Source organism: Rheinheimera sp. NSM (genome assembly GCF_052380015.1).
Classification (GTDB): domain Bacteria; phylum Pseudomonadota; class Gammaproteobacteria; order Enterobacterales; family Alteromonadaceae; genus Alishewanella.
Genome location: NZ_JBQTCI010000006.1, coordinates 66,604 through 90,836 on the forward strand (window position 1 = coordinate 66,604; position 24,233 = coordinate 90,836).

Here is a 24,233-nt window from a genome sequence, read left to right on the forward strand (position 1 = left end):
GATGCCTTTTTGCATAACGCTCAAAGCAGCTGCGCGGTACGCGTCAGCTGGCTTTGCTTGTTAAGTGTACATTTCACAATACTTCTCAACTCTTTTAAAGAGTACGGTGGCAGTCGTGTATGTGCAATTCTGTGACATGTCGGGCACAAAGAAATAAGGTCCTCAATTTTTGTTTTTCTTTTGCCTAAATTTATTGGATTCAGATGATGGCAATCGATAACGTACTTATCATTTACAAAAAATTGGTTCTCACATGACTGGCAAGTGTAATTATCCTTTTTCTTTCGCGCCTCAGCTAGTTTTCTATCTCTCATGCTTGTCATTCGACTAGAGTCTTTCCTATAACCTTCTTCAGCTTCGGTAGAGTCAGGATCTAGATATTTAGGCTTTGCCTGCCCTTCATTTTCTAAATATATACGTTCAAAGCCACCATTGTCTTTCCCAACAAAAGTTGTCCAGTTTGTGTATGTTTTTAGAGCTAGCTTTATATTTTTTATAAATATTCGGTAACGCGGATATTTCTTGCCTTGGCGCTCGGTATATTCTTCTGCTGTTTTCCCGACAAACTCACCAATGTAGACATTGTTCCCAGAATCAGTTTCGTGAAATACGATCACATAATCGTCAATTCTGTCTTTACATACAACCCAACAACCAGTGGATGAAATACCGTCATTCTCAATGAAGAAATTGTGCCCTTTTGTTTTAACTGCAACAGCGGTAGATGCTTTGGGTAAAATGTCTAAGTATGAATCCATTACTACACCTCGGAAGTACACTTAACGCCTCAATCAGCCGACGCGTTAGCGGTCGGCTGCATTGGCTTGTTATAACCCGATGTCATGCCTATGAAGTCAGAAACGCTTAATTCACCTTCAACAAACAGCCCTTCTGAAGCCATGGCGCTAAACCATTCATTTAAAGCCTGTTTCATCGGCCCCATAGGCCCTTTCCACACAGGTTTTATGTGTTGAACCCAAAGCTCAACCTCCCTTGCAGTATATTGCTTATTACTGCTCATTAACTTGGAAATGCCGATAATAGATTTTGCGGTATCATGTTCTACAACCTCCGAAGGTTGAGACCAATGTGCTTTTCCTAAACAGTCAGTATAAAAAGAAATCTGCTTTAAATTATCCAACAACGCAGGATGCTCGGAATCTTCAAGGAACAATTGTCTAAAGTCTTCAAGCTTTCTTGCCCCTTTAGATGCCAATTCAGAAAAAATCCACGCGGCGTTCTTTTTTGTATGTGAGCGATATGACTTCCAAGCTTCTTTAACATCCTTGCCATCTTTTGCCAATGCAAGCTGCCTTAAAATACTTATTTTCCCTGATTCTTCAATGGATAAAATAGCCAGAGATACGGCTGAAGGGTAACGAGCTGAGTTGAAGAGTAGTTCAGCGTCTTCAATAAGTCGTAGAGCATTTTCACTTGCAGCATTCATTCCAGCCGCAATCTGAGATGGCTTTAGAGAGTGCTTCCATTGCTCTAATCCTTTCGCCACTGAGATCTCCGGTCAAAGGTTATAACGCTTCAATCAGCCGACGCGTTAGCGGTCGGCTGTATTGACTTGTTAGCTTTTAAAAATACATTTTCAAATGACTCACCAGAAGCAATCTTCTCAAGGTCATTGAAAAACTGTTCCGGTCGTATCAAAGGTTCTACGGCAATTCGTGATGCCTGATAGTTTTGCCTTATGTTATTCGAAAAAAAACTTTTGCCGCTTTTCAGTTTTTTTACCGCAGTAATGTCTTCAGCAGGCAGGTCAATATTTTCAGGTAAAAACGGTTTTCTGTAATCAAGTGTAAGAGCGGCACCTTCATCAAACCAAACAGGAATTTCTTTTAGTAAACGAAAGAAACCAACTCGATGCTGGATTTCAGCATGAAGCCACTCATGGGCGATCACATCAACGTTCTGTCCTTTAGGACCAATTATTATACAAGTTCGCCAAGGCATTCGATGCATTGAAGCTGTCTCATTTGCCCCCCAATTTGCAGCACTTTGAATGTCAGCAGTAATGACAAATCTCGGTTTCGATATCGGTTTACCATAAACATGACTAATTCGTTCTGACGCTGAATCAATAAGTTCGCTTATGATTTGGGCTTGCGGTTCAGCAAAGTCACCCGCAAGAAATACCGCACTATTGAGCCGCTGGTAATTCATTAGCGGCAGTATATCGCAGGCAATTGCATGTCTTTGAAATATCCCCCCGATAAACACCACCGATGCAGCAATCATAAACACTACGATGCCAGATTTGCGCACAGATCCTCCATGAAAGCTAACGCTTTGCTAATTGGCTGCCGAAGCATAGCGTAGGCAGTCCAGTGGAGGCCACGCTGTTTGTGGCCGGAACGAAATTAAGCAAATTGTTAAGTGTCATTGCCAAAATCTTTCCGCGGAAACTGTTTTAAATGAATGCCCCACATGTCTTCTTTTGGGCCAGTCGAAAGGTATATTTTTTTGTGGGCACTACAGATAAAACGAGCGCGGTCTTCTGTAATGTTATTCCAACTGGCAATTGTTCTAGTAGACCTAAATTCTTTCCCTGGCTCCAATGTTGTGTGCTCCGCCAACCACTTATGGACTCGACGACATTCAACGAAGAAAACTATTTTCTGATGAAAATATTGGACAGCATAAACAACAACTCCTGCTGCTGCGCCGCCAAAAGCGCCGACAATAATACCGTCGATTACTTTCATATCCATCTCATGTTCTCCATGACACTTAACGCCCAAATTTAGCGCGGAAAGCCGCGCAGCGGGTTGACGTCGCAGCCAGCGCTGTTTGCTGGCGATAAAATTTGTTTGTTATATTTTTTTGGCCGTTACTTCGACCTTATAAATATTTTTACCCTCAGTGCCAATCTCGATAACCGCTTGCTTTTCAAGCGCTACACGCAATACCGGTTCTGCAAACTTACTAAATGAGCCATCCTCAAATTTGTGTAACGACGACGTCAAAGTAACGACCTCATCATTGAGAGATGGCGTAACATCAAACATCAGTACATCTTTTGCGGTAATTGATTGTAATTGACCACTTTTACCCTGCATTACGTCGGCTGCAACAAGCTCGTTATTCAGGTACACACTGACATTTAACTCTAACGGCTCATTAGCAAAAGCAGAAAATGCAGCGACAAGGGATAAAACAGAGAGTATTTTTTTCATTAAATTATTTCCTTATAAAACAATTGGGTTGGGTTACGTAAAAATATAACGCCCGCAGCACGCGCGGCTTTGTAGTGAAGGCGAAGCCGCAACGGAAAAGCCGTCGCCGTGCCTGCGTTTGTTAGCTGCCTTCACTTGCCTGCCACCAATTTATCGAAATCATGTAAAAGACTTACCAGATTAAGAGCCTCTTCTACACAGCTATGATAATCATATTCACGCATAGCCATTAAACCAACTTGACTACTGCTAGGATATTCGCCTGCCTGCGCCGCCTTGCGAGCATTCGGCATGAAAACACATTGAAGCCATAGCTCGAAAGACGGTGCCTCGAGGTAGCTTCCAACCCTTACATCTGGAGGGCTTTCTTTCCAGAATCCAATTCTCTTCATCTCGGCTTCGATCTCGTCGAGAGCTGATAAGACGCTCTTATCCTTTTCAGACTGCTTTCTAAAAGAATCTGTGATGCTCATGACTTACCTACAGCTAACAGCTTAATAGTTTGGAGCTTACACGCTTTCAAGCAGTGTTTGCTCCCTTCTATCTTTATTTAATTGCAACAAGCTATCCAATAAGCCCCGTGAAATCAACAGATTTTTAACGTAGCACTGCATCAAATGTGGAGAAAGCGGGGTTAAACCTTGCGATTAACTTGCTTACAATAAATTCACCATCTACTGTATATGCATACATGTTAATTATTTTTTGGTGAATGTTATGGCCTCGCCGTTTTTGCAATATATCGCTGAGTTTATGTATGCCCGCCGTTATGCCAAAAGAACGGTTGAAGGCTATGTGTACTGGATAAAGATGTATATTTTGTTTCACAAAAAGAAACACCCGACACAATTAAAAGATCGTGATGTCGAATGCTTCTTAACCTATTTAACTAACCAGCGAAATGTAGCACCACGCACCCAGGCTGCTGCTCTGAATGCACTAAGCTTTTTATACAGCAAGGTATTGCAGCAACCGTTATCATTAAATCTCAATTTTAACCGCTCGCAGGTTACGCCAAAGTTACCGGTTGTACTAACTCGTGGCGAAATTACCGCTCTGCTCAAGGTTATTGAACCGCGTTACAAATTGCTTGCGCAGTTAATGTATGGCAGTGGACTGCGTTTGATGGAGGCAGTGAGGCTTCGGGTACATGATATTGATTATGACTATTTTTCGGTAATGGTGTGGCAGGGTAAAGGTAATAAAAACCGGCGCACTACTCTGGCGCCGGAATTAGTTGTTTCGCTAAAACAGCAAAGCCAGCATGTGCTGCAATATTTTCAGGCGGATATAGCAAACCCCGGGTATGGTGGTGTCTGGTTGCCTTATGCTTTGGCACGTAAGTATCCATCTGCGCCTAAAGAGCTGGGTTGGCAGTATCTGTTTCCATCACTGCAGCTAAGCATAGACCCGGATTCTAAGCTTTTGCGCCGTCATCATCTCGACGAAAGTTGTGTCAGGCGCGAAATTAAAATCGCAGCGAGAAAAGCGGGTATCCGCAAAAACGTCACCTGCCATACATTAAGACACAGCTTCGCCACTCACTTGTTGGAGTCTGGTGCCGATATCCGTACAGTACAAGAGCAACCAGGTCATACCGATGTTCGCACTACACAAATTTACACTCACGTTTTAAATCGTGGTGCTGCCGGAGTTAAAAGCCCGCTGTCACAACTGTCGTAAAAAAAGGCGCCGCAGCGCCTTTTTTCAGAAACAATCGCCAGGAATCCTTACCCAACCTTCCATCAATACCCGTGCGCTGCGGCTCATAATGGCTTTGGTTACTGTCCACTGGCCGTTAACCCGGGTTGCTGCGGCACCCACTCTTAACGTGCCGGACGGATGGCCAAAGCGCACGGCTTCGCGTGCGGCTCCGCCGGCGGCCAGGTTTACTAAAGTGCCGGGTATCGCCGCAGCGGTGCCAATGGCCACCGCTGCCGTGCCCATCATGGCGTGGTGCAGTTTGCCCATCGACAGCGCCCGCACCAGCAAGTCGATATCAGCGGTATTTACCTGCTTGCCGCTGGATGAAACATAGCTTGCGGGCGGTGCAACAAAAGCAATTTTCGGCGTATGGGCCCGTGCTGCGGCTTCATTAATATCGCTGATCAGGCCCATTTTTACCGCACCGTAGGCGCGAATGGTTTCAAAACGTGCCAGTGCGGCGGCGTCACTGTTTATGGCGTCTTGCAGCTCAGTGCCGCTATAACCGATATCGGCGGCGTTAACAAAAATGGTTGGGATGCCGGCGTTAATTAGCGTGGCTTTAAAAGTACCGATACCCGGCACTTCTAAATCATCGACCAGGTTGCCGGTGGGGAACATAGCACCACCGCCCTCGCCTTCATCGGCGGCCGGGTCTAAAAACTCAATTTGCACTTCTGCCGCAGGGAAAGTAACACCGTCCAGCTCAAAGTCACCGGTTTCCTGCACTTCGCCGTTGGTTATTGGCACATGAGCAATAATGGTTTTTTTAATATTTGCCTGCCAGATGCGCACAGTGCAGATACCATTTTGTGGAATGCGATCGGCAGCTACCAGGCCGTTGCTGATGGCGAAGGAACCCACAGCTGCAGTTAAGTTGCCGCAGTTGCCGCTCCAGTCGATAAACGGCTGGTCTATCGCTACCTGGCCAAACAGGTAGTCGACATCATGCTCAGGTGAGCTGCTTTTGCTTAAAATCACGGTTTTGCTGGTGCTGGAGGTAGCGCCGCCCATACCATCTGTATGTTTGCCATAAGGATCGGGGCTGCCGATAACCCGCAGCAGCAGGTTGTCACGCGCCGGGCCCGGCACTTGGGCGGCCTTGGGTAAATCGTCCAGCTTAAAAAATACACCTTTGCTGGTGCCGCCACGCATGTAGGTGGCCGGAATTTTTATTTGTGGTGTTGTCATTACACCGCCCCTTGCAAAAAGTCCTGCGCAAAACGCTGCAGCACACCGCCGGCTTCATAAATCGACAACTCTTCTGCCGTATCCAACCGGCACCTTACCGGCACCTCCAGCTTTTCGCCGTTCGTGCGGTGAATAACCAGCGTTAATGTGCTGCGTGGCGTACGCTCACCTGCTACATCGTAGGTTTCGGTGCCATCCAGCTGCAGCGTTTTGCGGTTAGTGCCCGGCATAAACTCCAGCGGCAATACGCCCATACCCACCAGGTTAGTACGGTGAATACGTTCAAAGCCTTCCGCTGCTATCGCTTCCACCCCGGCCAGCCGCACACCTTTGGCGGCCCAGTCACGCGACGAGCCTTGGCCGTAATCGGCACCGGCGATAATAATTAACGGCTGCTTACGCTGCATATAGGTTTCTATCGCTTCCCACATCCGCGTCACCTTGCCTTCCGGCTCAAGCCGTGCCAGCGAGCCTTGCTTTACCTTGCCATCCACCACAGCCATTTCATTAATCAGCTTGGGGTTAGCAAAGGTAGCGCGCTGCGCGGTTAAGTGATCGCCGCGATGGGTCGCGTACGAGTTAAAATCCTCCTCCGGCAGGCCCATCTTATGCAAGTATTCGCCGGCGGCGCTGTCCAGCATAATGGCGTTCGACGGTGACAAGTGGTCGGTGGTGATATTATCCGGCAACAGCGCCAGTGGCCGCATACCTGTTAAGCTGCGCTCGCCGGCCAGTGCCCCCTCCCAATAAGGTGGGCGACGAATATAAGTGCTTTGTGGCCGCCAGTCGTACAATGGCGTAACCTTGTCACCGTAATCTACTTCTACGGCAAACATCGGCTCGTACACTTTACGGAACTGCTCCGGTTTTACGCTTTGGGCAACTACCGCATCAATTTCGGCATCGTCCGGCCAAATATCTTTCAAGGTGATCGCATTACCGGCAACATCATAGCCCAGCACATCTTTTTCGATATCAAAACGGATGGTGCCGGCAATGGCGTAGGCCACCACTAAGGCAGGAGATGCCAAAAATGCCTGCTTGGCGTACGGATGAATACGGCCGTCAAAGTTACGGTTACCGGATAACACTGCCGTAGCGTATAAGTCGCGCTCTATCACTTCTTTTTGGATCACCGGGTCCAGTGCACCGCTCATGCCGTTACAGGTGGTGCAGGCAAAGCCGACAATCCCAAAACCCAATTGCTCAAGCTCGCTAAGCAGTTTACCTTCTTCCAGGTAAAGTTGTACCGCTTTGGAGCCGGGCGCCAGCGAGGTTTTAACCCAGGGTTTGCGTGTTAAACCCAGTTTATTGGCGTTGCGGGCTAATAAGCCGGCGGCAATAACATTGCGCGGGTTAGAGGTATTGGTGCAGCTGGTAATAGCAGCGATAATCACCGCGCCATCGGGCATTTTACCCTCTTCCAACAGGTATTTACCGGCAATGCCTTTGGCAGTTAAGTCACTGGTCGACAAACGCGCATGCGGGTTTGATGGCCCGGCCATAGTACGGCCAACGCTGGATAAATCAAACTTCAGCACCCGCTCGTACTCGGCGGTGGTTAAGCTGTCGCTCCATAAACCGGCCTCTTTGGCGTAGGTTTCAACCAGCTTAACCTGCTGTGGTTCGCGGCCGGTTAAGGTTAAATAGTCCAGCGTTTGCTGGTCAATGCTAAACATTGCCGCTGTGGCACCGTATTCCGGTGTCATGTTGGAAATAGTCGCCCTGTCGCCCAGGCTTAAGCTGGAGGCACCTTCGCCGTAAAACTCTAAATAGGCCGACACCACTTTTTCTTTGCGTAAAAATTCGGTCAGCGCCAGCACTATGTCGGTAGCCATGATGCCGGGTTGGGCTTTGCCGGTTAGCTCAACGCCGATAATATCAGGCAGGCGCATCCAACTGGCGCGGCCTAACATCACGCTTTCCGCTTCCAGGCCACCCACACCAATGGCGATAACGCCCAGCGCATCGACATGCGGCGTATGGCTGTCGGTACCCACTAAGGTATCAGGGAAAGCCACGCCGTCTATGGCGTGTACCACCGGCGACATCCGCTCTAAATTGATTTGATGCATAATGCCGTTGCCTGGCGGTATAACATCCACATTCTTAAAGGCTTTTTTCGTCCAGTTGATAAAGTGAAAACGATCGTCGTTGCGCCTGTCTTCAATAGCACGGTTTTTGGCAAAGGCATCTTTTTCAAAGCCGCCATGCTCTACGGCCAACGAGTGATCAACGATTAACTGGGTGGGCACCACCGGGTTCACTTTGGCCGGGTCGCCGCCTTTTTCAGCGATGGCATCACGCAGGCCGGCTAAGTCGACCAAAGCGGTTTGGCCTAAAATGTCGTGGCACACTACTCGGGCCGGAAACCACGGAAAGTCTAAATCACGCTTGCGGTAGATCAGCTGCTTTAAGGCGTCCGTAAGCATGGCCGGGTCGCAGCGGCGCACTAAGTTTTCGGCATGCACGCGCGAGGTATAAGGCAGTTTGGCATAAGCGCCTGGTTCTATCGCATCGACAGCGGCCCGGGTGTCGAAGTAATCCAGCGTTGTGCCGGGCAGTTTTTTACGGTATTGGCTGTTCATAGTGTTTTACTCTGTCTGGCAAAAAGAGGGCTATGCCCTCTTTAAAGTGTTCTTATAGTCAGGTGGAAGCTAACGGTTGCAAGCCCGCAGTGCTCGCCACAGCAACTCGCCCTACTGCCTGCGGCAGGGCTCAGACACTCTGTGGCTGCGCCAACGGGTTCCAACCTCAGTTCTTTTATCAACCACGCTCTGCAAGAGGCTTCACGCTACGCGGCTCTACACCAACATAATCCGCACTTGGCCGGATAATACGGTTATCTGCGCGCTGCTCCATCACATGTGCTGCCCAGCCGGTTAAGCGGCTGCAAACAAAAATCGGTGTAAACAGCTTAGTAGGAATACCCATATAGTTGTAGGCCGAGGCATGGAAGAAGTCTGCATTACAAAACAGCTTTTTCTCGCGCCACATTACCGCTTCACAACGCTCAGACACATCATATAAACGCATATCGCCGTTAGCTTTGGCCAGCTTTTCTGACCAGGCTTTAATTACCGCATTGCGTGGGTCTGAGTCTGAATACACCGCATGACCAAAGCCCATAATTTTTTCTTTGCGCTCCAGCATCCCCAGCAGTTTTTGCTCGGCATCATCCGGGTTAGCCATTTTCTCAATCAGCTCCATCGCCGCTTCGTTAGCACCACCGTGCAACGGGCCACGCAGTGAACCTATAGCACCGGTCACGCAAGAATGCATATCGCTAAGGGTTGAAGCACAAACGCGGGCAGTAAAGGTAGAGGCATTAAACTCATGCTCAGCGTATAAAATCAGCGAAGCCTGCATCACTTCAACATGCAGCGCATTTGGCTTTTTGCCGTGTAAGGTCCACAAGAATTGCTCAGCAACAGAATCAGCGTCGGTTTCTACCTCAACGCGCTTACCATGGTGGCTGTAGTTGTACCAGTAGTTCACCAGGCCCGGAAAAATCGCCAACATCCGATCGCTGGCATCTTGTTGCTGTGTAAAGTTGGCTTCGGTTTCCAAATTACCCAGCATCGAGCAACCGGTGCGCATCACATCCATCGGATGGGCGCTGGCCGGAATACGCTCCAGCACATCTTTTAATGCTTGTGGCAGTGCCCGCAGGCTTTTTAGTTTGGCTTTGTAGGCATTAAGCTCTGCTGTTGTTGGCAACTCACCTTTTAAAATTAAATGCGCCACTTCTTCAAAACTGCAGCCGGCGGCTAAATCTTTTACATCATAGCCACGGTAGGTTAAGCCGGAGCCGGTTTTACCTACGGTTGATAACGCTGTTTTCCCTGCCACCTGGCCACGCAGGCCGGCACCGGTTAATTGTTTTGCATTTGCCATTGTCTTGTCCCCGTTTTCTTTTAATTTAGTCTGGCTTATTTCTGTTTGCTGCTAAACAGCTGATCCAGCTTTTGCTCAAAGCTATGGTAGTTCAAAAAGTCGTACAGCTCGGCGCGGGTTTGCATGCTGTCGACCACTGCCTTTTGATCGCCATTGGCTAAAATAGACTGGTACACATTCAACGCAGCCTTGTTCATCGCCCGAAATGCACTTAACGGATACAGCACCATCGCTACCCCTACCGCAGCCAGCTCAGCTTTATTAAACAGCGGCGTTTGACCAAACTCAGTAATATTGGCCAGTACCGGCACTTTTAATGCTTTGGTAAAGGCTTGATATTGCTCCAGCGTATACACCGCTTCGGCAAAAATGGCATCGGCACCGGCCGCTTCGCAGGCCAGGGCGCGCTCAATGGCCGCATCCAGCCCTTGCTGAGCCAACGCATCGGTGCGCGCCATAATAAAAAAGCTCTCATCGCTGCGCGCATCTACACTGGCTTTTACGCGATCAACCATTTCATCTAAAGACACAATCTCTTTATTTGGCCGGTGGCCACAGCGCTTTTGCGCGACCTGATCTTCAATATGAAAACCGGCGGCACCGGCACGGGTCATCTCTTTTACCGTACGGGCGATATTAAAAGCCCCACCCCAGCCGGTGTCAGCATCGACTAACAACGGCAGGCTGGTAGCTGCAGTAATGCGGCGGATATCTTCACATACGTCGTTTAATGACGTCATACCCAAATCCGGCAAGCCAAAAGAGGCATTCGCCACACCGGCGCCGGACAAATACAGCGCCTGATGGCCGGTGCGCTCTGCCATCATTGCCGTATAAGCATTAATGGTGCCGACGATTTGCAGCGGTGGGTTGGCGCTTATCGCGGCGCGGAATTTTTGTCCGGCAGTAACTGTGCTCATGTTAAGTCCCCGTTTGTTCCAGTTGTTTTTCAATATTGCGCCTTGATGCTGCTATATGGCGGCGCATCAATAAATCGGCCAGTTCCCCATCGCGGTTGGCAATGGCATTAAGAATAGCTTTATGTTCGTCAAATGCCCGTGATACCCGAGGCCCGTTCATACCCAATTGCACGCGGTACATGCGTACCAGGTAATACAGCTCGTCGCAGAGAATATTAATCAGATAGTCATTTTTACTGCCAAGGATGACACGGTAATGAAAATCCAGATCACCGGCTTCCTGATAATAGCTTTCGCCCTCGCGTACCCGCTGGGTATTCAGATGCTGATCAAGCAAGGCGCGCAGCTCGGCAATTTCACTGTCGGCCATATGCTCGGCGGCCAACCGGCAGGCTAAACCCTCCAAGGTTTCGCGCAGTTGATACAAAGACAACAGCCCTTGTGTCGACAATTTCACTACGCGGGCACCGGCGTTAGGAATACGCTCTATTAAGTGGCAACGCTCTAACCGTGCTAAGGCCTCACGCAGCGGCGCGCGGCTCAAATCAAAACGCTTTGCCAGCTCCGGCTCGCTGATTTTGCTGCCTGCTGCTATGTCGCCTTCAACAATAGCACGCTGAATTTCCAGCAATACTCTGTCTGCAGCGGTAATGGGTGAGCGTAAAGATGGATGCAACACGGCCATAGATTGTCGACATAAAATTAAGATTGGTTAGTTTTAAAGCCTTTTAACGCGCAAGTCAAGCCAAGACCACATAACATTGTCGACAATAAGCCTGAACTCTGTCGTGTGTTCTTTACAGCGTAAGATGCAGAAATGTGCATTAGCATCCACAGTTATTCGAGTTTCGCCAGAGCTTTTTTCAGACTGTTTGTTTATAAAAAAAACAATTCTAATTCACGGATCGCCTAACAACAGTGTGCTGCAACGCCGCCCCTAAAACAGGTTCAACGCAGTAAAGCTGCCTGCTTCACGGAACAAGCTGGGGATAACCTGAGGATAAACCGGGTGTAAAATGGAAAATTGATATCAGCATCAAGGGCATTGCCGCGCTAAGCGACAGAGGAAAAAATCTGCTTTTTAACTAAACTGGATCTTACCTTAACTGATTGTTGGTTGTAACGATAGCGCACGGCTCATTCCCTATGAGCCATTCCCCTAAGCCCGGAACAATGCGGATTGGTTCCGGGCTACTTTTATCAGGTTGTTGAAATTAAGCGGCTTTTTTAACCAATTGAAACAGGTCGTAAAAATTCTCTGTCGTCGCCTGTGCCAGTTGTTCAAGGCTGATCCCCTTCACCTGCGCAATAGCTTCTGCCACGGCAGTCACATACGCCGGCTGATTAGTTTTGCCACGAAACGGCACCGGCGCCAGATAAGGCGAATCGGTTTCTATCAGTAAACGCGACAGTGGTATCTGTTTGACCACATCGCGCAGTTCATCAGCATTGCGAAAAGTCATAATGCCGGAAATAGAGATATAAAAGCCCAGGTCCAGCGCGGCTTTGGCCATTTCCCAATTCTCAGTGAAGCAGTGCAATACACCACCGGCCTGCTCTGCATTATGGCTGCGCATTAAGGCTAAGGTATCTTCCCGGGCATCCCGCGTATGGATAATCAGTGGCTTATTAACCTGGTTAGCCACCTGTATATGACTGACAAAAGCTGCCTGCTGGCTGAGTTTGGAGTCTGGCGAGTAGAAATAATCCAGCCCGGTTTCCCCTACCGCAACAACATGTGCCCGGCTGCACTGTTGCAGCAATAATTCAGCATCGATAACGTCTTGCTGATGCAGCGGATGCTCACCGCAAGACACGGACACCTGCGGATAGGCGGCAACTAATTGCGACATTTGCTCAAACTCCGCCAGGCTGACACAAACACACAGCATATGCTCTACCTGCTTTGCCTGTGCGGCGGCAATAACCTGCGGTAGCGTTAAACCGAGTTTGTCCAACTCCAGCCGGTCCAGATGACAATGTGAATCTACAAACAAAATAATACTCTCTGCTTAAATGGTATAGGTAGGATCCGGCGAGTTCAGCATACCGCCAAGCAATTTCTCGATCTTGGCACCTAATTGTGACTTATCATCAATAAAGGTAATACCGATACCGGCAGGGCTCGAACTTTGTGAGCCGTGCGGCGTGATCCAGGCTACTTTACCCGACACCGACAACGGCTCCAACGCGTCCGGCAGCGTGACGCTCAATGCCAAAGACTGGCCCATTTTGTATTGTCTGGGCGTGCGGACAAACAAACCGCCGTTCTTCAAAAACGGCATGTAACTGCGGTACAGCTCTTTAATGTCATTAAATCCAATCGACAGCTCTTCCATAACTCCTCCGCCTAGCCTCGCAGCCGTGTTAATTCAGTTAGTAACGCACTCAGTGCTAACGGCCTATTCTGCCCTAAAATTTGGGTTTCGTCACGGCACCAACGGTTGTACAGCTGATGAATAGCCAGCAGCCGCTGCGGCTCTTGTACAGTTAACCCTGGTAATAAATGCCGGCGTAAAAACCAGCCCAATAACTGGCGTAGCTCGCCGCTGCTTTCTAACTGTTTAGTGCAATCGGCCAGCGCCAGTTGTCCGGCAAAAAAATGTTGTAACGTTTGTATCAGCGCTTGTAACTTATCGGCTTCCCCCGACTCCAGCAGCTTTAATGCCTTTACCGGCCCACCGGCGCAGTATGCCAGCAAAAAATCCGGCACCGGCCGGTTAGTTTGCTGCGCCAGCCAATGTTGCGTCTCATTACCCAATTCCGCCGCCAACGGCCATTGCTGACAACGGCTGAGTAAGGTTGCCGGCAGGGTTGCTGCAGCACTGGTTTGCAAAATAAGAAAACTGTTTTGCGGCGGTTCTTCTAATGTTTTCAGCAGCGCATTGGCGGCAGCTTCGGTGAGTTTTTCTGCCTGCGCCAGCAGCACCACTTTGTTTACCTGCTGCTGCGCCCGGCCATGCATAAACTGACTTAACCGGCGCACAGCATCCACACCGATACTGCCGGCGCTGTTATCTACTATCAGTAAATCTGAATGGTTGCCGGCAAGTCGCAGCAAACAACTCTTACACTTTCCACACGGTTCTGCTTGCTCTGCGTCCAACTCGGTGCATAGTAACGCCGCGGCCAACCAATTGGCCAACGCCGATTTACCGATACCTTCAACGCCGCTGAGCAACAAGCCGTGCGCCAAACGCTGATTTGCCAACAGCGGTATAAATTGCTGCCGGTAGCGTACAAGCCAGGGTAGCATAGTTTAGCCTAATGCCTTGTTCAGGGCGTCAGTAATACTGTGCTGTACTTGCTCAAGCGACTGACCGGCGTCTATTACCACTATATTGGGCTCTGTTGCGGCAATTTGCAGGTATTTTTGCCGCGTGCGCTGAAAAAACACTAACTGTTCCTGCTCTATCCGGTCCAGCTCGCCACGCTGGCGCGCCCGCTCCAGCCCTACCGCCGGGTCAATATCCAGATACAGGGTTAAATCCGGTCGCAGATCGCCCAGTACAGCGTTGCGTAGCTGATTAATAAAGGCTTCGTCCAACTGACGGCCACCGCCCTGATAGGCACGCGATGACATATCGTGCCGGTCGGCCAGCACCCATTTGCCCTGCGCTAAGGCTGGTTTAATCACATTACACAACAATTGCATACGGGCAGCATACATCAGCAGTAACTCGGTTTGCGGCGCAACAACCTCAGTGGTTTGTACTTGCTTAACCAGGTTACGCAGGCTTTCAGCCAGTGGCGTACCGCCGGGCTCCCGCGTGCATACCACCTCCACGCCCTGTTGCTGCAGATATTGCTTAACGTGCGCAATAGCGCTGCTTTTGCCGGCGCCTTCAAGGCCTTCTACCACAATAAATTTAGCTGCTGCCGTCATGGCTTAGTTCCCAAAATGTATTTTCTTACCGCAGCGTTATGCTGCTCCAGCGTAGCTGAAAACTGATGGCTGCCATCACCTTTGCTGACAAAGTAATACAGTTCTGTTTCAGCCGGCTGCGCCGCTGCCAGCAAAGAGGCGCGGCCAACCAGACTGATCGGACCCGGCGGTAAACCATGGTGGCGGTAAGTGTTGTACGAATGCGGATTGTTTAAGTCGGCACGGGTAATATTGCCGTTAAAATCTGCAATACCGTAAATAACGGTAGGATCGGTTTGCAAGCGCATATTTTTACGCAGCCTGTTAACAAACACCGACGCCACCAGGGTTTTCTCCGGCGGATAGCTGCTTTCTTTTTCTATAATGGACGCCAGGATTAACAGCTGATAGCGGTTTTGCAGCGGTAGCTCGCCGTGGCGTTGTTGCCAGGCGTTATCGAGTTCACTCAGCAGTGCCAGTTGCGAGCGCTTAACCAACTCACTGGCTTTGCTGTTGGCAGTATAGTAGTAGGTATCCGGGTACAGCAACGCTTCGCCGTGCTGTGGCTCTGGCCCCCAATCTTGCGGCCATTGCAGCAGCTGCAGCACTTGCTCTGCGTTGGTTATATCCTGGTGTAAATACTCTGCCTGTTGCAGCCGGATTAAGCTTTGCTGCAATGTTTCACCTTCAATTAACGTCAGCGCAAACTGGGCTTCTTTGCCACTGCGAAACAGCGCCAGTACCTGTAATAACGTTTGTTCAGTTGAGATCCGGTATACTCCCTGCTGCACAGCCGCATCTTCGGGATGTAATTTCAGGTAAAGCCGCAGCATCAGGCACTGGCTTTCAGTTAACAGCGTCTGTTGCTGCCACTGCCGGCAGAGCCTTAGCGCTGAACTGCCGGGCGCTACGGTATGAATATCGCCGGATAAGTTAAGCGGAATTTGCTCTACATAACGTACCGAGAAATAATAGCCAAGGCCGAGTAATATGCCGGTAAACAGCATAACTTTCAGTGTTTTTAACATAGTACCTGCTTTGAAAACTGCTGTACCGTGCGCACAGATAAGGCGCGGCCTTCTATACTGTGCACCGGCACTATGCCCATTAAGGCATTACAAATAAACATGGCGTCAACCGACATAAGCTCAGTGACAGCCCAGTTAACCGGGGTTATATCGGCCTGTTGCATAATGTGTTGCCGCATAACGCCGGCTACACCGGCGCGAAGCAGCTCAGGAGTATGCCAGACGCCGTCACGGTGTAAAAACACATTGGCGGCACTGACTTCAGTAATAAAACCCTGTTGATCCAGCACCAGCAAATCATCATGCTCTGTGCCTGCCAGCTCTTGTTTTAACAACACCTGTTCCAGCCGGTTATTATGTTTAAGTCCTGCTAACAGAGGCTGTACTGCCAGCTTTAATGTTGCAATGCCTAAGCCAATACCTTGTTGTTGGGCATGACGGTAATCCGGCATCGGGCTGGCCGAAATATAGATGCCCGGCGCACCAACATCTGCAGCAGCATAGCCGCGCCCCCCCTCACCGCGCGACACCAGCAGTTTTATCACCTGCTCTGGTGCGGTTATTGCTGTCTCAGCTTGCTGTTGCAATGCTTGCCAATCGATAGCAGCAAAGCCCAGTTGCGCGGCCGAGCGCTGCAGACGCTGCAAATGCAATGGCCACAGCTGTATGCAACCATCACGCACCTGCATGGTGGTAAAAATACCGTCGCCATAGTTAAAACTACGATCTGTTGCCGGGATAACCGATTGCACACTCATTACCGGATTAATAAAAGCAGCAGTATGCCTTAAAAAGCAGATAAAACAAAGGCTGCATGATGCAGCCTTTGTTGGTTAAAACACTAAATTATGCGTGTTAAAACAGCAGATTAAACGCGTTTAAACAAGATAGAACCATTGGTGCCGCCAAAACCAAACGAGTTGCACAAGGCATACTCCATCGACACCTGGCGCGCCTGGTGCGGCACATAGTCCAGATCACAACCTTCATCCGGGTTATCCAGATTAATGGTTGGCGTAACTAATTGATCCTGCAACGACAGCACGGTAATAATAGATTCTACCGAGCCTGCAGCCCCCAACAAGTGACCAATCATCGACTTGGATGAACTGACCATCAGCTTGCTGACGTTATTGGCAAATACCGATTTAATCGCCATGGTTTCGGCAATATCACCGGCCGGTGTTGAAGTTCCGTGCGCGTTAATATACGCCACCTGCTCCGGGTTAACCTGGGCATCATTCAGCGCATTTTTCATCGCTAAGGCGGCACCGGCACCGTTTTCCGGCGGAGACGTCATATGATAAGCATCACCACTCATGCCAAAACCAACCAGTTCGGCATAGATTTTTGCACCGCGGGCTTTGGCGTGTTCATACTCTTCCAGCACCATAACGCCGGCGCCGTCACCCAGCACAAAACCATCACGGTCTTTATCCCATGGCCGGCTGGCTTGTTGTGGCGCGTCATTACGGGTAGACAACGCCCGCGCAGCGCCAAACCCGCCCATACCCAAAGGCGTAGAGGCTTTTTCCGCACCGCCGGCTACCATAACATCGGCATCACCGTAGCTAATCATCCTCGCGGCGTGGCCAATATTGTGTACGCCGGTAGTACAGGCAGTAACAATACTGATGTTAGGCCCTTGCAAGCCCAGTAAAATAGACAGCTGGCCGGCAATCATATTAATAATGGTCGATGGCACAAAAAACGGTGATAACCGCTTAGGGCCACTGTTGATCAATTTAGTATGGTTCTCTTCAATTAACCCCAAACCACCAATACCGGAGCCAATTGCCGCACCAATGCGTGGTGCGTTTTGCTCCGTAATTTCGATGCCGGAGTCACGAAATGCCTGAATACCGGCAGCCACACCGTACTGAATAAACAGATCCATTTTTTTCGCCTCTTTGGCTGAAAAAAACGGCTCTACATCAAAGTTTTTTACCAAACCAGCAAATTTAGTAGTGTACGCACTGGTATCAAAATGCTCGATCAGTGATATACCACTTTTGCCTTGCTGTAAGCCTTGCCAGCTTGAGGCAACATCATTACCCAGCGGCGTTAACATGCCTAAACCGGTAACTACAACGCGACGTTTTGCCACAAAACCCTCCGCCATGGAAATTTTCATCGGACCTGAAACGAAAACGGGTAGCTTAGCTACCCGTTCTGCAAGCTGATAACTTACTCAGCGTGTGCTTTGATGTAATCAATAGCAGACTGAACAGTGGTGATTTTCTCAGCTTCTTCGTCCGGAATCTCAGTATCGAACTCTTCTTCCAGCGCCATTACCAGCTCAACTGTGTCCAGTGAGTCAGCGCCCAAGTCGTCAACGAAAGACGCTTCATGCTTAACTTCGTCTTCTTTAACACCTAATTGTTCAATGATGATTTTCTTAACGCGTTCTTCGATGTTGCTCATCTTTTCTTCCTTTTTCTCATATAAATCGCAACAGTTCGTGCAATTTTGTGTGGCGCTAGTTTATGCGTAAGCCAGAATTGTTGCAAGCAAACAGAGCAGCATTTTGCGCTGGTCAAACCTGCTTAGCAACATAAACTTACACCATATACATACCGCCGTTTACGTGAATTGTTTCACCGGTGATATAAGCAGCCTGAGTTGACGCTAAAAACGCCACTGTGGCGGCAATTTCTTCCGGCTGGCCTAAACGGTTGGCCGGTACCTGAGCAAAAATAGCTTGTTTTTGCTCATCTGACAGCTCTTTGGTCATGTCGGTATCAATAAAACCGGGGGCTATAGCATTAACCGTAATACCGCGTGATGCGACTTCTTTTGCCAGCGACTTGGTAAAGCCTAATACCCCGGCTTTAGCCGCAGCATAATTGGTTTGACCGGCATTCCCCATAGAACCGACAACAGAGCCAATACTGATAATGCGACCAAAACGTTTTTTCATCATAGTGCGCATTACCGCTTTGCTTAAACGGTACACCGAGGTTAAGTTGGTTTGCATAATGTCAAACCACTCTTCATCTTTCATCCGCATCAGCAGATTATCGCGCGTAATGCCGGCATTATTAACCAGAATATCAATATCTCCAAACTGGTTTTTTATCTGCTCTAAACATTGTTCAATAGAAGCGGTGTCGCCAACATTTAACACCATGCCACAGCCGTTGTCGGCCAGGTAGCTGCTAATGGCTTCGGCACCTTTTTCCGAGGTGGCCGTACCAACAACTTTGGCTCCCAAAGCGGCCAACTGCTCGGCGATGGCGCGGCCAATACCGCGGCTGGCACCGGTTACCAGTGCCACTTTGCCTTCTAAAGAAATAAAATTTGTCATTGTTAATCCTTATTCTGCCGCTAATGCGGCTTGTAGCGAAGCAACATCGCCAACTGAAGCAGCAGTTACATTTTTATCTATGCGTTTAATTAAACCGCTTAACACCTTGCCCGCACCAAGCTCCAGTACTTGTGTCACGCCCTGAGCAGCCAGCCATTCAATGGTTTGCGTCCATTGCACCGGGCTGTATAACTGGCGTACTAACGCATCTTTTACCGCAGCGGCATCGGCAGCAATGGCAACATCGACATTATTTACCACCGGTATGACAGCACTATTAAAGTTAAGTGCCGCTAAATCGCCGGCTAATTTATCTGCCGCCGGGCGCATTAAAGCGCAGTGCGACGGCACGCTAACCGGCAACGGCAAGGCACGCTTGGCCCCTGCGGCTTTACACAGCTCACCTGCCCGCTCTACCGCGGCTTTATGGCCGGCAATTACCACCTGGCCCGGCGAGTTATAGTTCACCGGTGATACTACTTCGCCTTGTGCAGCCTGCTCGCAAGCCACAGCAATAGCGGCATCGTCCAGGCCGATAATAGCTGACATAGCGCCAACACCCGCCGGCACCGCCAGCTGCATATAATTACCGCGTTTTTCTACCAGCTTTACCGCATCGGCCAGCGATAATACTCCGGCACAAACCAAAGCGGAGTATTCACCTAACGAGTGACCGGCAAAGTAAGCAGGTTGCGCGCCGCCTTGCTGCTGCCATAAACGCCATACCGCTACAGAGGCCGTTAACAGCGCCGGCTGGGTGCGGTGGGTTTCATTTAAATCGGCTTCTGGGCCGTTGGCCACCAGCGCCCATAAGTCATAACCCAAAGCGTTTGATGCTTCGGTGAATGTGTCTTTTACAACATCAAACTGCTGATATAAATCAGCCAGCATGCCAACACTTTGGGAGCCCTGCCCCGGGAATACGATTGCAAGTTTTGTTGTCATCTTTGGTCCTGCGAATAAGTAAATTAACGACGTACTGGCTTAGTAACGCACCAGCGCTGAAGCCCAGGCAAAACCACCACCAAAAGCTTCCAGCAACAGCGTTTGACCACGTTGAATACGGCCGTCACGAATGGCTTCGTCCAGCGCTGTCGGCACTGTTGCCGCTGAAGTATTGCCGTAACGGTCAAGGTTAATTACCACCTGGTCCATCGACATATCTAATTTACGCGCCACGGCAGCAATAATACGCAGATTAGCCTGATGCGGTACCAGCCAGTCGATCTGTGATTTATCCAGATTGTTAGCCGCCAATGTCTGCTCGACCACTTCAGAGAGTTTGGTCACGGCCACTTTAAATACATCGTTGCCTTTCATTGAACCCCAGGACTGATGCACCGATTGCTCATCACCACGAATAGGGTTATCGACATACAACAGTTCTGAATATTTGCCGTCGGCGTGAATATGGGTAGATAAAATACCCGGTTGCTCAGAGGCTTCCAGTATCACTGCACCGGCGGCGTCACCGAACAGGATCACCATGCTTCTGTCTTCCGGCGATATTAAGCGCGATAAACAGTCAGAGCCAATCACTAAGATGCGTTTGGCAATGCCGCTTTTAATATACTGATCTGCTACGCTCAGGCCATAACAGAAGCCGGCACAGGCGGCGGCGATATCAAAGGCAGGAATGGCCGGGATCTCGAGCTCACGCTGAATTTCACAAGCTGAACTGGGTAAGGCACGTGATGCGCTGGTGGTGGCACAGATAAGCATATCTATGCTGTTTTTATCAATATCGGCCGCTGCAATGGCTTTTAACGCCGCTTGCGCACCCATAGTAGAGACGGTTTCGTTGTCACCGATAATACGGCGTTCTTTAATACCTGTACGTTCAATAATCCATTCGTCTGTGGTTTCAACCATAGACTCCAGATCAGCGTTACTGCGAACCTGCGACGGGAAATAACTCCCGGTACCTATAATGCGTGAATACATGAGGACCTACGCTTTATCAATTAATACGTGTTCCAACCGGTCTTTAATCTTAGCGGGCACCTGGCGTTCAACCTCGCGCACCGCTTGACGGATGGCACTGAGAAATGCATCTTTTGTCGCATTTCCATGACTTTTCACTACAATTCCGCGCAATCCTATCAGACTTGCACCGTTATAGTGGTCGGGGTTCACGCCCTGATAAAGGTTTTTTATAAAAGGTTTGATTAACCAGCCGAATAATTGCGCAGTAACCTTGTCTTTAATGCTCGATTCAAAGCGCCGCAGGATAAGCTTGGCCACACCTTCACAGGTTTTCAGCGCGACATTACCGACAAAGCCGTCACAGACAATCACATCGGCTTTACCGGTAAAAATGTCATTACCTTCGATATAACCAATGTAATTAATGTCGTTGCAGTCTGACAGCAGCATCGAAGCGCGCTTTATTTGATCCGAGCCTTTAATCTCTTCTTCGCCCATATTCAGCAGCGCCACTTTCGGCTTGCTGATGCCGATCACTTCTTCGGCCATTACGGCGCCCATTACGGCAAATTGAAATAAGGTATCGGCATCACAGTTTACCGTCGCGCCTAAATCCAGCATATATACCGGGTTGCCTTCAACCGCGGGCAAAGCGCTGATTAACGCCGGGCGGTCTACACCGTTGAGCATTTTCAGTACAAAATGCGCCATGGCAATTAACGCCCCGGTATTGCCGGCACTCACGCAGGCCTGCACTTCGCCTTTATCGACTAAGTCCAGCGCCACGCGCATAGAGGAATCACGCTTAGAGCGCAGCGCAACTGACGGCTTATCGGCCATGGTAACGATTTGCGTGCTGTGGCGCAGGCTTAATTGCGGATGCGGAAAAACACCGTGCAACTTGAGTTGCTCAGTTAAATTAGCTTCGTCGCCACACAGAATAAGGTGTAACTGAGGAAACTCACAGATCGCTGCCAGAGCGGCAGGAATAGTAGAATGGGGGCCGTGATCGCCCCCCATCATGTCTAATGCAAGTGTCAGCTTAGTTGGCTGCACCGGCTGCATCCGGACTTATTTTACTTTACGGCCTTTGTAGTAACCATCGGCAGTAATGTGGTGACGACGATGCGTTTCACCGGTAGTAGAATCAACTGACAGCGTTGGGCCAGTTAATGCATCGTGTGAGCGACGCATATCGCGACGTGCACGTGATTTTTTGTTTTGCTGAACAGCCATGGTATTTCTCCTAAACTCACTTTTTCTTTAATTCTGCCAGTACAGCGAAAGGATTGGGTTTTTCCGGTTCCGGCCCGATATCACCAAAGCTCATCAATGCCGCACTAACGGCGCAAACCGCTTCGTCGTGCATTGGGAACAGTGGTAAAGCCAGAATCAGCTCATCTTCCACTAACTGTCGTAAATTTATTTCACCGTGTTCGTCTTTCTCGATCACGTCGTAACGCTCAGGAATTAACTCCAAAGCAGCGTCATCACCCGGCTTAACCGGAGTGTATGCAAAATTGCAGTCCAGCGACACAGTCATGCTTTCGCTACAACGTTCGCAGGTTACACTCACTTCGCAAGAAGCGCTACCCTGTATTACAGTCAGGCCTTGCTGGTCAGTACCGCATTCAACTCGTACCGTTACCTCGCCTTGCGGATTAAGCAGGCTTTGTGTTAACCGGGTTAAATTTACGAGCGGCACGAAGCCTTCATAATCAGAGCGCTTTTGCGCTGCTTTAACCGGATCTATAGTAACGGGTATTTTTACTTTTTGCATAAGGCGCGCATCATATAGAAGCGCCCCTGCGCTGTCAAAGGGATCCGACAGATATTTGTCGTTTTTCTCGCGCATTTTTATCATTCTGTTTTATAGTGCAGCACATTCTGCATAAAAAGGCTATTTATCAATGACTGAGCCCACTTTGCCAGCGCTGTATCTGGCCTCTACTTCAAGCTACCGCCGCCAGCTGCTGGCGAAGTTAACGCCGCAGTTTCACACCGCCAAACCGCAGGTTGACGAAACACCGCTGGCAAACGAGAGCGCAGAGCAATTGGTGCGTCGTTTAGCCGTAGCCAAAGCACAGGCAGTGGCCGCAGGTTTAAACTCTGGTTTAGTTATTGGCTCAGACCAGGTGGCGCTATTTAACAACGATATTATCGGTAAACCGCACACTGCAGAAAACGCGCTGGTGCAATTACGCCGCTTTAGCGGTAATAGCGTCACTTTTCTTACCGGCCTTGCGCTGGTTAATGCACAAAGCGGCAACATACAAGTAAGTGTTGAGCCATTTAATGTTAGTTTTCGCACGTTAACCGATGCCGAAATTATTACTTATATCAACAAAGAGCAACCTCTGGACTGTGCCGGCAGCTTTAAAAGCGAAGGCCTGGGCATTAGCTTATTTAGTAAACTCAGCGGTGACGACCCCAATAGCCTGATTGGCCTGCCACTGATCCGGCTAAACCAGATGTTGTTAAATGAAGGCGTTAATGTGCTGCTTAGATAACTTGCAGTAGTTCCGGCATCGTATCGATAATGGCTTTGGGCGCAAACTGGCTTAATACGTCGCGGCCATGCACGCCATGAGTTACACCAACCCGCGGCATTGCAATGGCTTGCGCCATCTTCATATCATGGCTGGTATCGCCCACCATCACCGCCTGCTCCGCCGGCAAATCCAGCTCACGCAGAATTTGTTGCAGCATATCCGGGTGCGGCTTTGACTGCGCTTCATCGGCACAACGGCTGGTGTCAAAGTATTTCTCCAGCCCTGTCTCAGCAAACATCCGCGTCAGGCCTCTGCGCTGTTTGCCCGTGGCAACCGCCAGCTTAACGTTGCTGTCTTTTAATTGCTGTAACACCAGTTCAACGCCGGCAAACAGCGGTGTTGGCGTAGTGTCATATAAAGTGTAATGATCGCGGTAATGTGCAAGCAACTGCTGGCGCTGCATCTGATTACTCTGTGGAAACAAAATATCAAAAGCAGGATCAAGGCTTAGGCCAATTATCTGTTTAACGGCGAACTCGCTGGGCACTAATAACTCAGACTTCAGGGCTGCCGCCCGCATTGACGAAACAATACGGCCGACGGAGTCCATTACTGTGCCGTCCCAGTCAAAAATGACCAGCGACACCTTGTCAGCTACAAACTTATCCGCTACCAACTTATCAGCTACAAGCTGATCTGCTACTACATTCTGCATCGG

28 protein-coding genes are annotated in these 24,233 nt (G+C 49.4%); 2 read left to right on the plus strand and 26 right to left on the minus strand.

The genetic code is table 11. The features are described from left to right. Positions 1 to 20: 20 nt before the first annotated feature. The 6 genes from ACTZWV_RS16115 to ACTZWV_RS16140 all read right to left on the minus strand — a co-directional run bounded on the left by ACTZWV_RS16115 (position 21) and on the right by ACTZWV_RS16140 (position 3,658). The gene (locus ACTZWV_RS16115) at positions 21 to 758 is read right to left on the minus strand and encodes an HNH endonuclease (protein WP_444787522.1); all 738 of its coding nucleotides are present in this window, start codon (positions 756 to 758) and stop codon (positions 21 to 23) included. Between the two features lie 29 nt (positions 759 to 787). Then, the gene (locus tag ACTZWV_RS16120) at positions 788 to 1,507 is read right to left on the minus strand and encodes an AbiV family abortive infection protein (RefSeq protein ID WP_444787523.1); all 720 of its coding nucleotides are present in this window, start codon (positions 1,505 to 1,507) and stop codon (positions 788 to 790) included. Positions 1,508 to 1,536: 29 nt separating this feature from the next. Then, the gene (locus ACTZWV_RS16125) at positions 1,537 to 2,274 is read right to left on the minus strand and encodes a hypothetical protein (protein WP_444787524.1); all 738 of its coding nucleotides are present in this window, start codon (positions 2,272 to 2,274) and stop codon (positions 1,537 to 1,539) included. A 107-nt stretch (positions 2,275 to 2,381) separates the two neighbouring features. After that, positions 2,382 to 2,720 (minus strand): hypothetical protein, encoded by a 339-nt coding sequence (locus tag ACTZWV_RS16130; RefSeq protein ID WP_444787525.1) that lies wholly within the window; start codon positions 2,718 to 2,720, stop codon positions 2,382 to 2,384. A gap of 102 nt (positions 2,721 to 2,822) precedes the next feature. Continuing rightward, positions 2,823 to 3,185, minus strand: coding sequence for a hypothetical protein (locus tag ACTZWV_RS16135; RefSeq protein ID WP_444787526.1), 363 nt, complete (start codon positions 3,183 to 3,185; stop codon positions 2,823 to 2,825). Positions 3,186 to 3,316: 131 nt separating this feature from the next. Beyond that, positions 3,317 to 3,658 carry a YqcC family protein gene (locus tag ACTZWV_RS16140; RefSeq protein ID WP_444787527.1) on the minus strand — a complete coding sequence of 114 codons (342 nt, stop codon included), beginning with the start codon at positions 3,656 to 3,658 and terminating at the stop codon, positions 3,317 to 3,319. Between the two features lie 244 nt (positions 3,659 to 3,902). On the opposite strand from ACTZWV_RS16140, the gene ACTZWV_RS16145 reads away from it, so the two are divergent. Further along, on the plus strand, positions 3,903 to 4,868 hold the full coding sequence (locus tag ACTZWV_RS16145; protein WP_444787528.1) for an integron integrase: 966 nt from the start codon (positions 3,903 to 3,905) through the stop codon (positions 4,866 to 4,868). Between the two features lie 24 nt (positions 4,869 to 4,892). Here the strand turns inward: ACTZWV_RS16145 and prpF are convergent, their stop codons facing one another. The 19 genes from prpF to yceD form a co-directional block, all read right to left on the minus strand. Next, complete coding sequence (gene prpF / locus ACTZWV_RS16150; RefSeq protein ID WP_444787529.1) at positions 4,893 to 6,080, minus strand: 2-methylaconitate cis-trans isomerase PrpF; 1,188 nt, start codon at positions 6,078 to 6,080, stop codon at positions 4,893 to 4,895. Then, positions 6,080 to 8,668, minus strand: coding sequence for a Fe/S-dependent 2-methylisocitrate dehydratase AcnD (acnD, locus tag ACTZWV_RS16155; protein ID WP_444787530.1), 2,589 nt, complete (start codon positions 8,666 to 8,668; stop codon positions 6,080 to 6,082). The genes prpF and acnD overlap by 1 nt, the downstream gene beginning before the upstream one ends. A 178-nt stretch (positions 8,669 to 8,846) precedes the next feature. Next, positions 8,847 to 9,977 (minus strand): bifunctional 2-methylcitrate synthase/citrate synthase, encoded by a 1,131-nt coding sequence (prpC, locus tag ACTZWV_RS16160; protein WP_444787531.1) that lies wholly within the window; start codon positions 9,975 to 9,977, stop codon positions 8,847 to 8,849. Positions 9,978 to 10,012: 35 nt separating this feature from the next. Next, positions 10,013 to 10,897: a methylisocitrate lyase gene (gene prpB / locus ACTZWV_RS16165; RefSeq protein ID WP_444787532.1), complete on the minus strand. Its 885-nt coding sequence runs from the start codon at positions 10,895 to 10,897 to the stop codon at positions 10,013 to 10,015. Position 10,898: 1 nt separating this feature from the next. Next, positions 10,899 to 11,582: a GntR family transcriptional regulator gene (locus ACTZWV_RS16170; RefSeq protein WP_444787533.1), complete on the minus strand. Its 684-nt coding sequence runs from the start codon at positions 11,580 to 11,582 to the stop codon at positions 10,899 to 10,901. Positions 11,583 to 12,111: 529 nt separating this feature from the next. Beyond that, entirely contained in the window at positions 12,112 to 12,894 is a 783-nt protein-coding gene (locus ACTZWV_RS16175; RefSeq protein WP_444787534.1) for a TatD family hydrolase, read from the minus strand. 15 nt (positions 12,895 to 12,909) lie between these two features. Beyond that, positions 12,910 to 13,236 (minus strand): PilZ domain-containing protein, encoded by a 327-nt coding sequence (locus tag ACTZWV_RS16180; protein ID WP_444787535.1) that lies wholly within the window; start codon positions 13,234 to 13,236, stop codon positions 12,910 to 12,912. Positions 13,237 to 13,247: 11 nt separating this feature from the next. Next, positions 13,248 to 14,153, minus strand: a complete 906-nt coding sequence (gene holB / locus ACTZWV_RS16185; RefSeq protein ID WP_444787536.1) for a DNA polymerase III subunit delta' — start codon at positions 14,151 to 14,153, stop codon at positions 13,248 to 13,250. Positions 14,154 to 14,156: 3 nt separating this feature from the next. Beyond that, complete coding sequence (gene tmk, locus ACTZWV_RS16190; protein WP_444787537.1) at positions 14,157 to 14,783, minus strand: dTMP kinase; 627 nt, start codon at positions 14,781 to 14,783, stop codon at positions 14,157 to 14,159. After that, positions 14,780 to 15,790 carry an endolytic transglycosylase MltG gene (gene mltG / locus ACTZWV_RS16195; RefSeq protein WP_444787538.1) on the minus strand — a complete coding sequence of 337 codons (1,011 nt, stop codon included), beginning with the start codon at positions 15,788 to 15,790 and terminating at the stop codon, positions 14,780 to 14,782. The genes tmk and mltG overlap by 4 nt, the downstream gene beginning before the upstream one ends. Next, a complete protein-coding gene (gene pabC, locus ACTZWV_RS16200) occupies positions 15,784 to 16,542 on the minus strand; it encodes an aminodeoxychorismate lyase (RefSeq protein WP_444787539.1) in 759 nt (252 codons plus the stop codon). Before pabC ends, mltG begins: the two co-directional genes overlap by 7 nt. Before the next feature lie 116 nt (positions 16,543 to 16,658). Next, on the minus strand, positions 16,659 to 17,897 hold the full coding sequence (gene fabF, locus ACTZWV_RS16205; protein ID WP_444787540.1) for a beta-ketoacyl-ACP synthase II: 1,239 nt from the start codon (positions 17,895 to 17,897) through the stop codon (positions 16,659 to 16,661). 80 nt (positions 17,898 to 17,977) lie between these two features. Next, positions 17,978 to 18,214 carry an acyl carrier protein gene (gene acpP, locus ACTZWV_RS16210; protein ID WP_068231583.1) on the minus strand — a complete coding sequence of 79 codons (237 nt, stop codon included), beginning with the start codon at positions 18,212 to 18,214 and terminating at the stop codon, positions 17,978 to 17,980. Positions 18,215 to 18,350: 136 nt separating this feature from the next. Then, positions 18,351 to 19,097, minus strand: a complete 747-nt coding sequence (gene fabG / locus ACTZWV_RS16215) for a 3-oxoacyl-ACP reductase FabG (protein WP_305551185.1) — start codon at positions 19,095 to 19,097, stop codon at positions 18,351 to 18,353. Positions 19,098 to 19,106: 9 nt separating this feature from the next. Continuing rightward, the gene (gene fabD / locus ACTZWV_RS16220) at positions 19,107 to 20,042 is read right to left on the minus strand and encodes an ACP S-malonyltransferase (protein ID WP_444787541.1); all 936 of its coding nucleotides are present in this window, start codon (positions 20,040 to 20,042) and stop codon (positions 19,107 to 19,109) included. Between the two features lie 39 nt (positions 20,043 to 20,081). Beyond that, on the minus strand, positions 20,082 to 21,041 hold the full coding sequence (locus ACTZWV_RS16225; RefSeq protein WP_444787542.1) for a beta-ketoacyl-ACP synthase III: 960 nt from the start codon (positions 21,039 to 21,041) through the stop codon (positions 20,082 to 20,084). 6 nt (positions 21,042 to 21,047) lie between these two features. Continuing rightward, complete coding sequence (gene plsX / locus ACTZWV_RS16230; RefSeq protein WP_305551190.1) at positions 21,048 to 22,088, minus strand: phosphate acyltransferase PlsX; 1,041 nt, start codon at positions 22,086 to 22,088, stop codon at positions 21,048 to 21,050. Positions 22,089 to 22,094: 6 nt separating this feature from the next. Further along, positions 22,095 to 22,259, minus strand: coding sequence for a 50S ribosomal protein L32 (rpmF, locus tag ACTZWV_RS16235; protein ID WP_008223049.1), 165 nt, complete (start codon positions 22,257 to 22,259; stop codon positions 22,095 to 22,097). A gap of 16 nt (positions 22,260 to 22,275) precedes the next feature. Then, positions 22,276 to 22,803, minus strand: coding sequence for a 23S rRNA accumulation protein YceD (gene yceD / locus ACTZWV_RS16240; RefSeq protein ID WP_173500121.1), 528 nt, complete (start codon positions 22,801 to 22,803; stop codon positions 22,276 to 22,278). A 130-nt stretch (positions 22,804 to 22,933) separates the two neighbouring features. Here yceD and ACTZWV_RS16245 point away from each other — a divergent pair, with 130 nt between their 5' ends. Then, positions 22,934 to 23,533, plus strand: a complete 600-nt coding sequence (locus tag ACTZWV_RS16245) for a Maf family protein (RefSeq protein WP_444787543.1) — start codon at positions 22,934 to 22,936, stop codon at positions 23,531 to 23,533. Here the strand turns inward: ACTZWV_RS16245 and ACTZWV_RS16250 are convergent. Beyond that, positions 23,526 to 24,230, minus strand: coding sequence for an HAD family hydrolase (locus tag ACTZWV_RS16250; RefSeq protein ID WP_444787544.1), 705 nt, complete (start codon positions 24,228 to 24,230; stop codon positions 23,526 to 23,528). The genes ACTZWV_RS16245 and ACTZWV_RS16250 overlap by 8 nt on opposite strands. Positions 24,231 to 24,233 lie beyond the last annotated feature (3 nt).

Excerpts from the sequence above, each read along its gene's own strand:
- ACTZWV_RS16115 (WP_444787522.1), bottom strand. The coding sequence starts at position 758 with ATGGATTCATACTTAGACATTTTACCCAAAGCATCTACCGCTGTTGCA.
- ACTZWV_RS16130 (WP_444787525.1), bottom strand. The coding sequence starts at position 2,720 with ATGGATATGAAAGTAATCGACGGTATTATTGTCGGCGCTTTTGGCGGC.
- ACTZWV_RS16135 (WP_444787526.1), bottom strand. The coding sequence starts at position 3,185 with ATGAAAAAAATACTCTCTGTTTTATCCCTTGTCGCTGCATTTTCTGCT.
- ACTZWV_RS16140 (WP_444787527.1), bottom strand. The coding sequence starts at position 3,658 with ATGAGCATCACAGATTCTTTTAGAAAGCAGTCTGAAAAGGATAAGAGC.
- ACTZWV_RS16145 (WP_444787528.1), top strand. The coding sequence starts at position 3,903 with ATGGCCTCGCCGTTTTTGCAATATATCGCTGAGTTTATGTATGCCCGC.
- prpF (WP_444787529.1), bottom strand. The coding sequence starts at position 6,080 with ATGACAACACCACAAATAAAAATTCCGGCCACCTACATGCGTGGCGGC.
- acnD (WP_444787530.1), bottom strand. The coding sequence starts at position 8,668 with ATGAACAGCCAATACCGTAAAAAACTGCCCGGCACAACGCTGGATTAC.
- prpC (WP_444787531.1), bottom strand. The coding sequence starts at position 9,977 with ATGGCAAATGCAAAACAATTAACCGGTGCCGGCCTGCGTGGCCAGGTG.
- prpB (WP_444787532.1), bottom strand. The coding sequence starts at position 10,897 with ATGAGCACAGTTACTGCCGGACAAAAATTCCGCGCCGCGATAAGCGCC.
- ACTZWV_RS16170 (WP_444787533.1), bottom strand. The coding sequence starts at position 11,582 with ATGGCCGTGTTGCATCCATCTTTACGCTCACCCATTACCGCTGCAGAC.
- ACTZWV_RS16180 (WP_444787535.1), bottom strand. The coding sequence starts at position 13,236 with ATGGAAGAGCTGTCGATTGGATTTAATGACATTAAAGAGCTGTACCGC.
- holB (WP_444787536.1), bottom strand. The coding sequence starts at position 14,153 with ATGCTACCCTGGCTTGTACGCTACCGGCAGCAATTTATACCGCTGTTG.
- tmk (WP_444787537.1), bottom strand. The coding sequence starts at position 14,783 with ATGACGGCAGCAGCTAAATTTATTGTGGTAGAAGGCCTTGAAGGCGCC.
- mltG (WP_444787538.1), bottom strand. The coding sequence starts at position 15,790 with ATGTTAAAAACACTGAAAGTTATGCTGTTTACCGGCATATTACTCGGC.
- acpP (WP_068231583.1), bottom strand. The coding sequence starts at position 18,214 with ATGAGCAACATCGAAGAACGCGTTAAGAAAATCATCATTGAACAATTA.
- fabG (WP_305551185.1), bottom strand. The coding sequence starts at position 19,097 with ATGACAAATTTTATTTCTTTAGAAGGCAAAGTGGCACTGGTAACCGGT.
- fabD (WP_444787541.1), bottom strand. The coding sequence starts at position 20,042 with ATGACAACAAAACTTGCAATCGTATTCCCGGGGCAGGGCTCCCAAAGT.
- ACTZWV_RS16225 (WP_444787542.1), bottom strand. The coding sequence starts at position 21,041 with ATGTATTCACGCATTATAGGTACCGGGAGTTATTTCCCGTCGCAGGTT.
- plsX (WP_305551190.1), bottom strand. The coding sequence starts at position 22,088 with ATGCAGCCGGTGCAGCCAACTAAGCTGACACTTGCATTAGACATGATG.
- rpmF (WP_008223049.1), bottom strand. The coding sequence starts at position 22,259 with ATGGCTGTTCAGCAAAACAAAAAATCACGTGCACGTCGCGATATGCGT.
- yceD (WP_173500121.1), bottom strand. The coding sequence starts at position 22,803 with ATGCAAAAAGTAAAAATACCCGTTACTATAGATCCGGTTAAAGCAGCG.
- ACTZWV_RS16245 (WP_444787543.1), top strand. The coding sequence starts at position 22,934 with ATGACTGAGCCCACTTTGCCAGCGCTGTATCTGGCCTCTACTTCAAGC.
- ACTZWV_RS16250 (WP_444787544.1), bottom strand. The coding sequence starts at position 24,230 with ATGCAGAATGTAGTAGCAGATCAGCTTGTAGCTGATAAGTTGGTAGCG.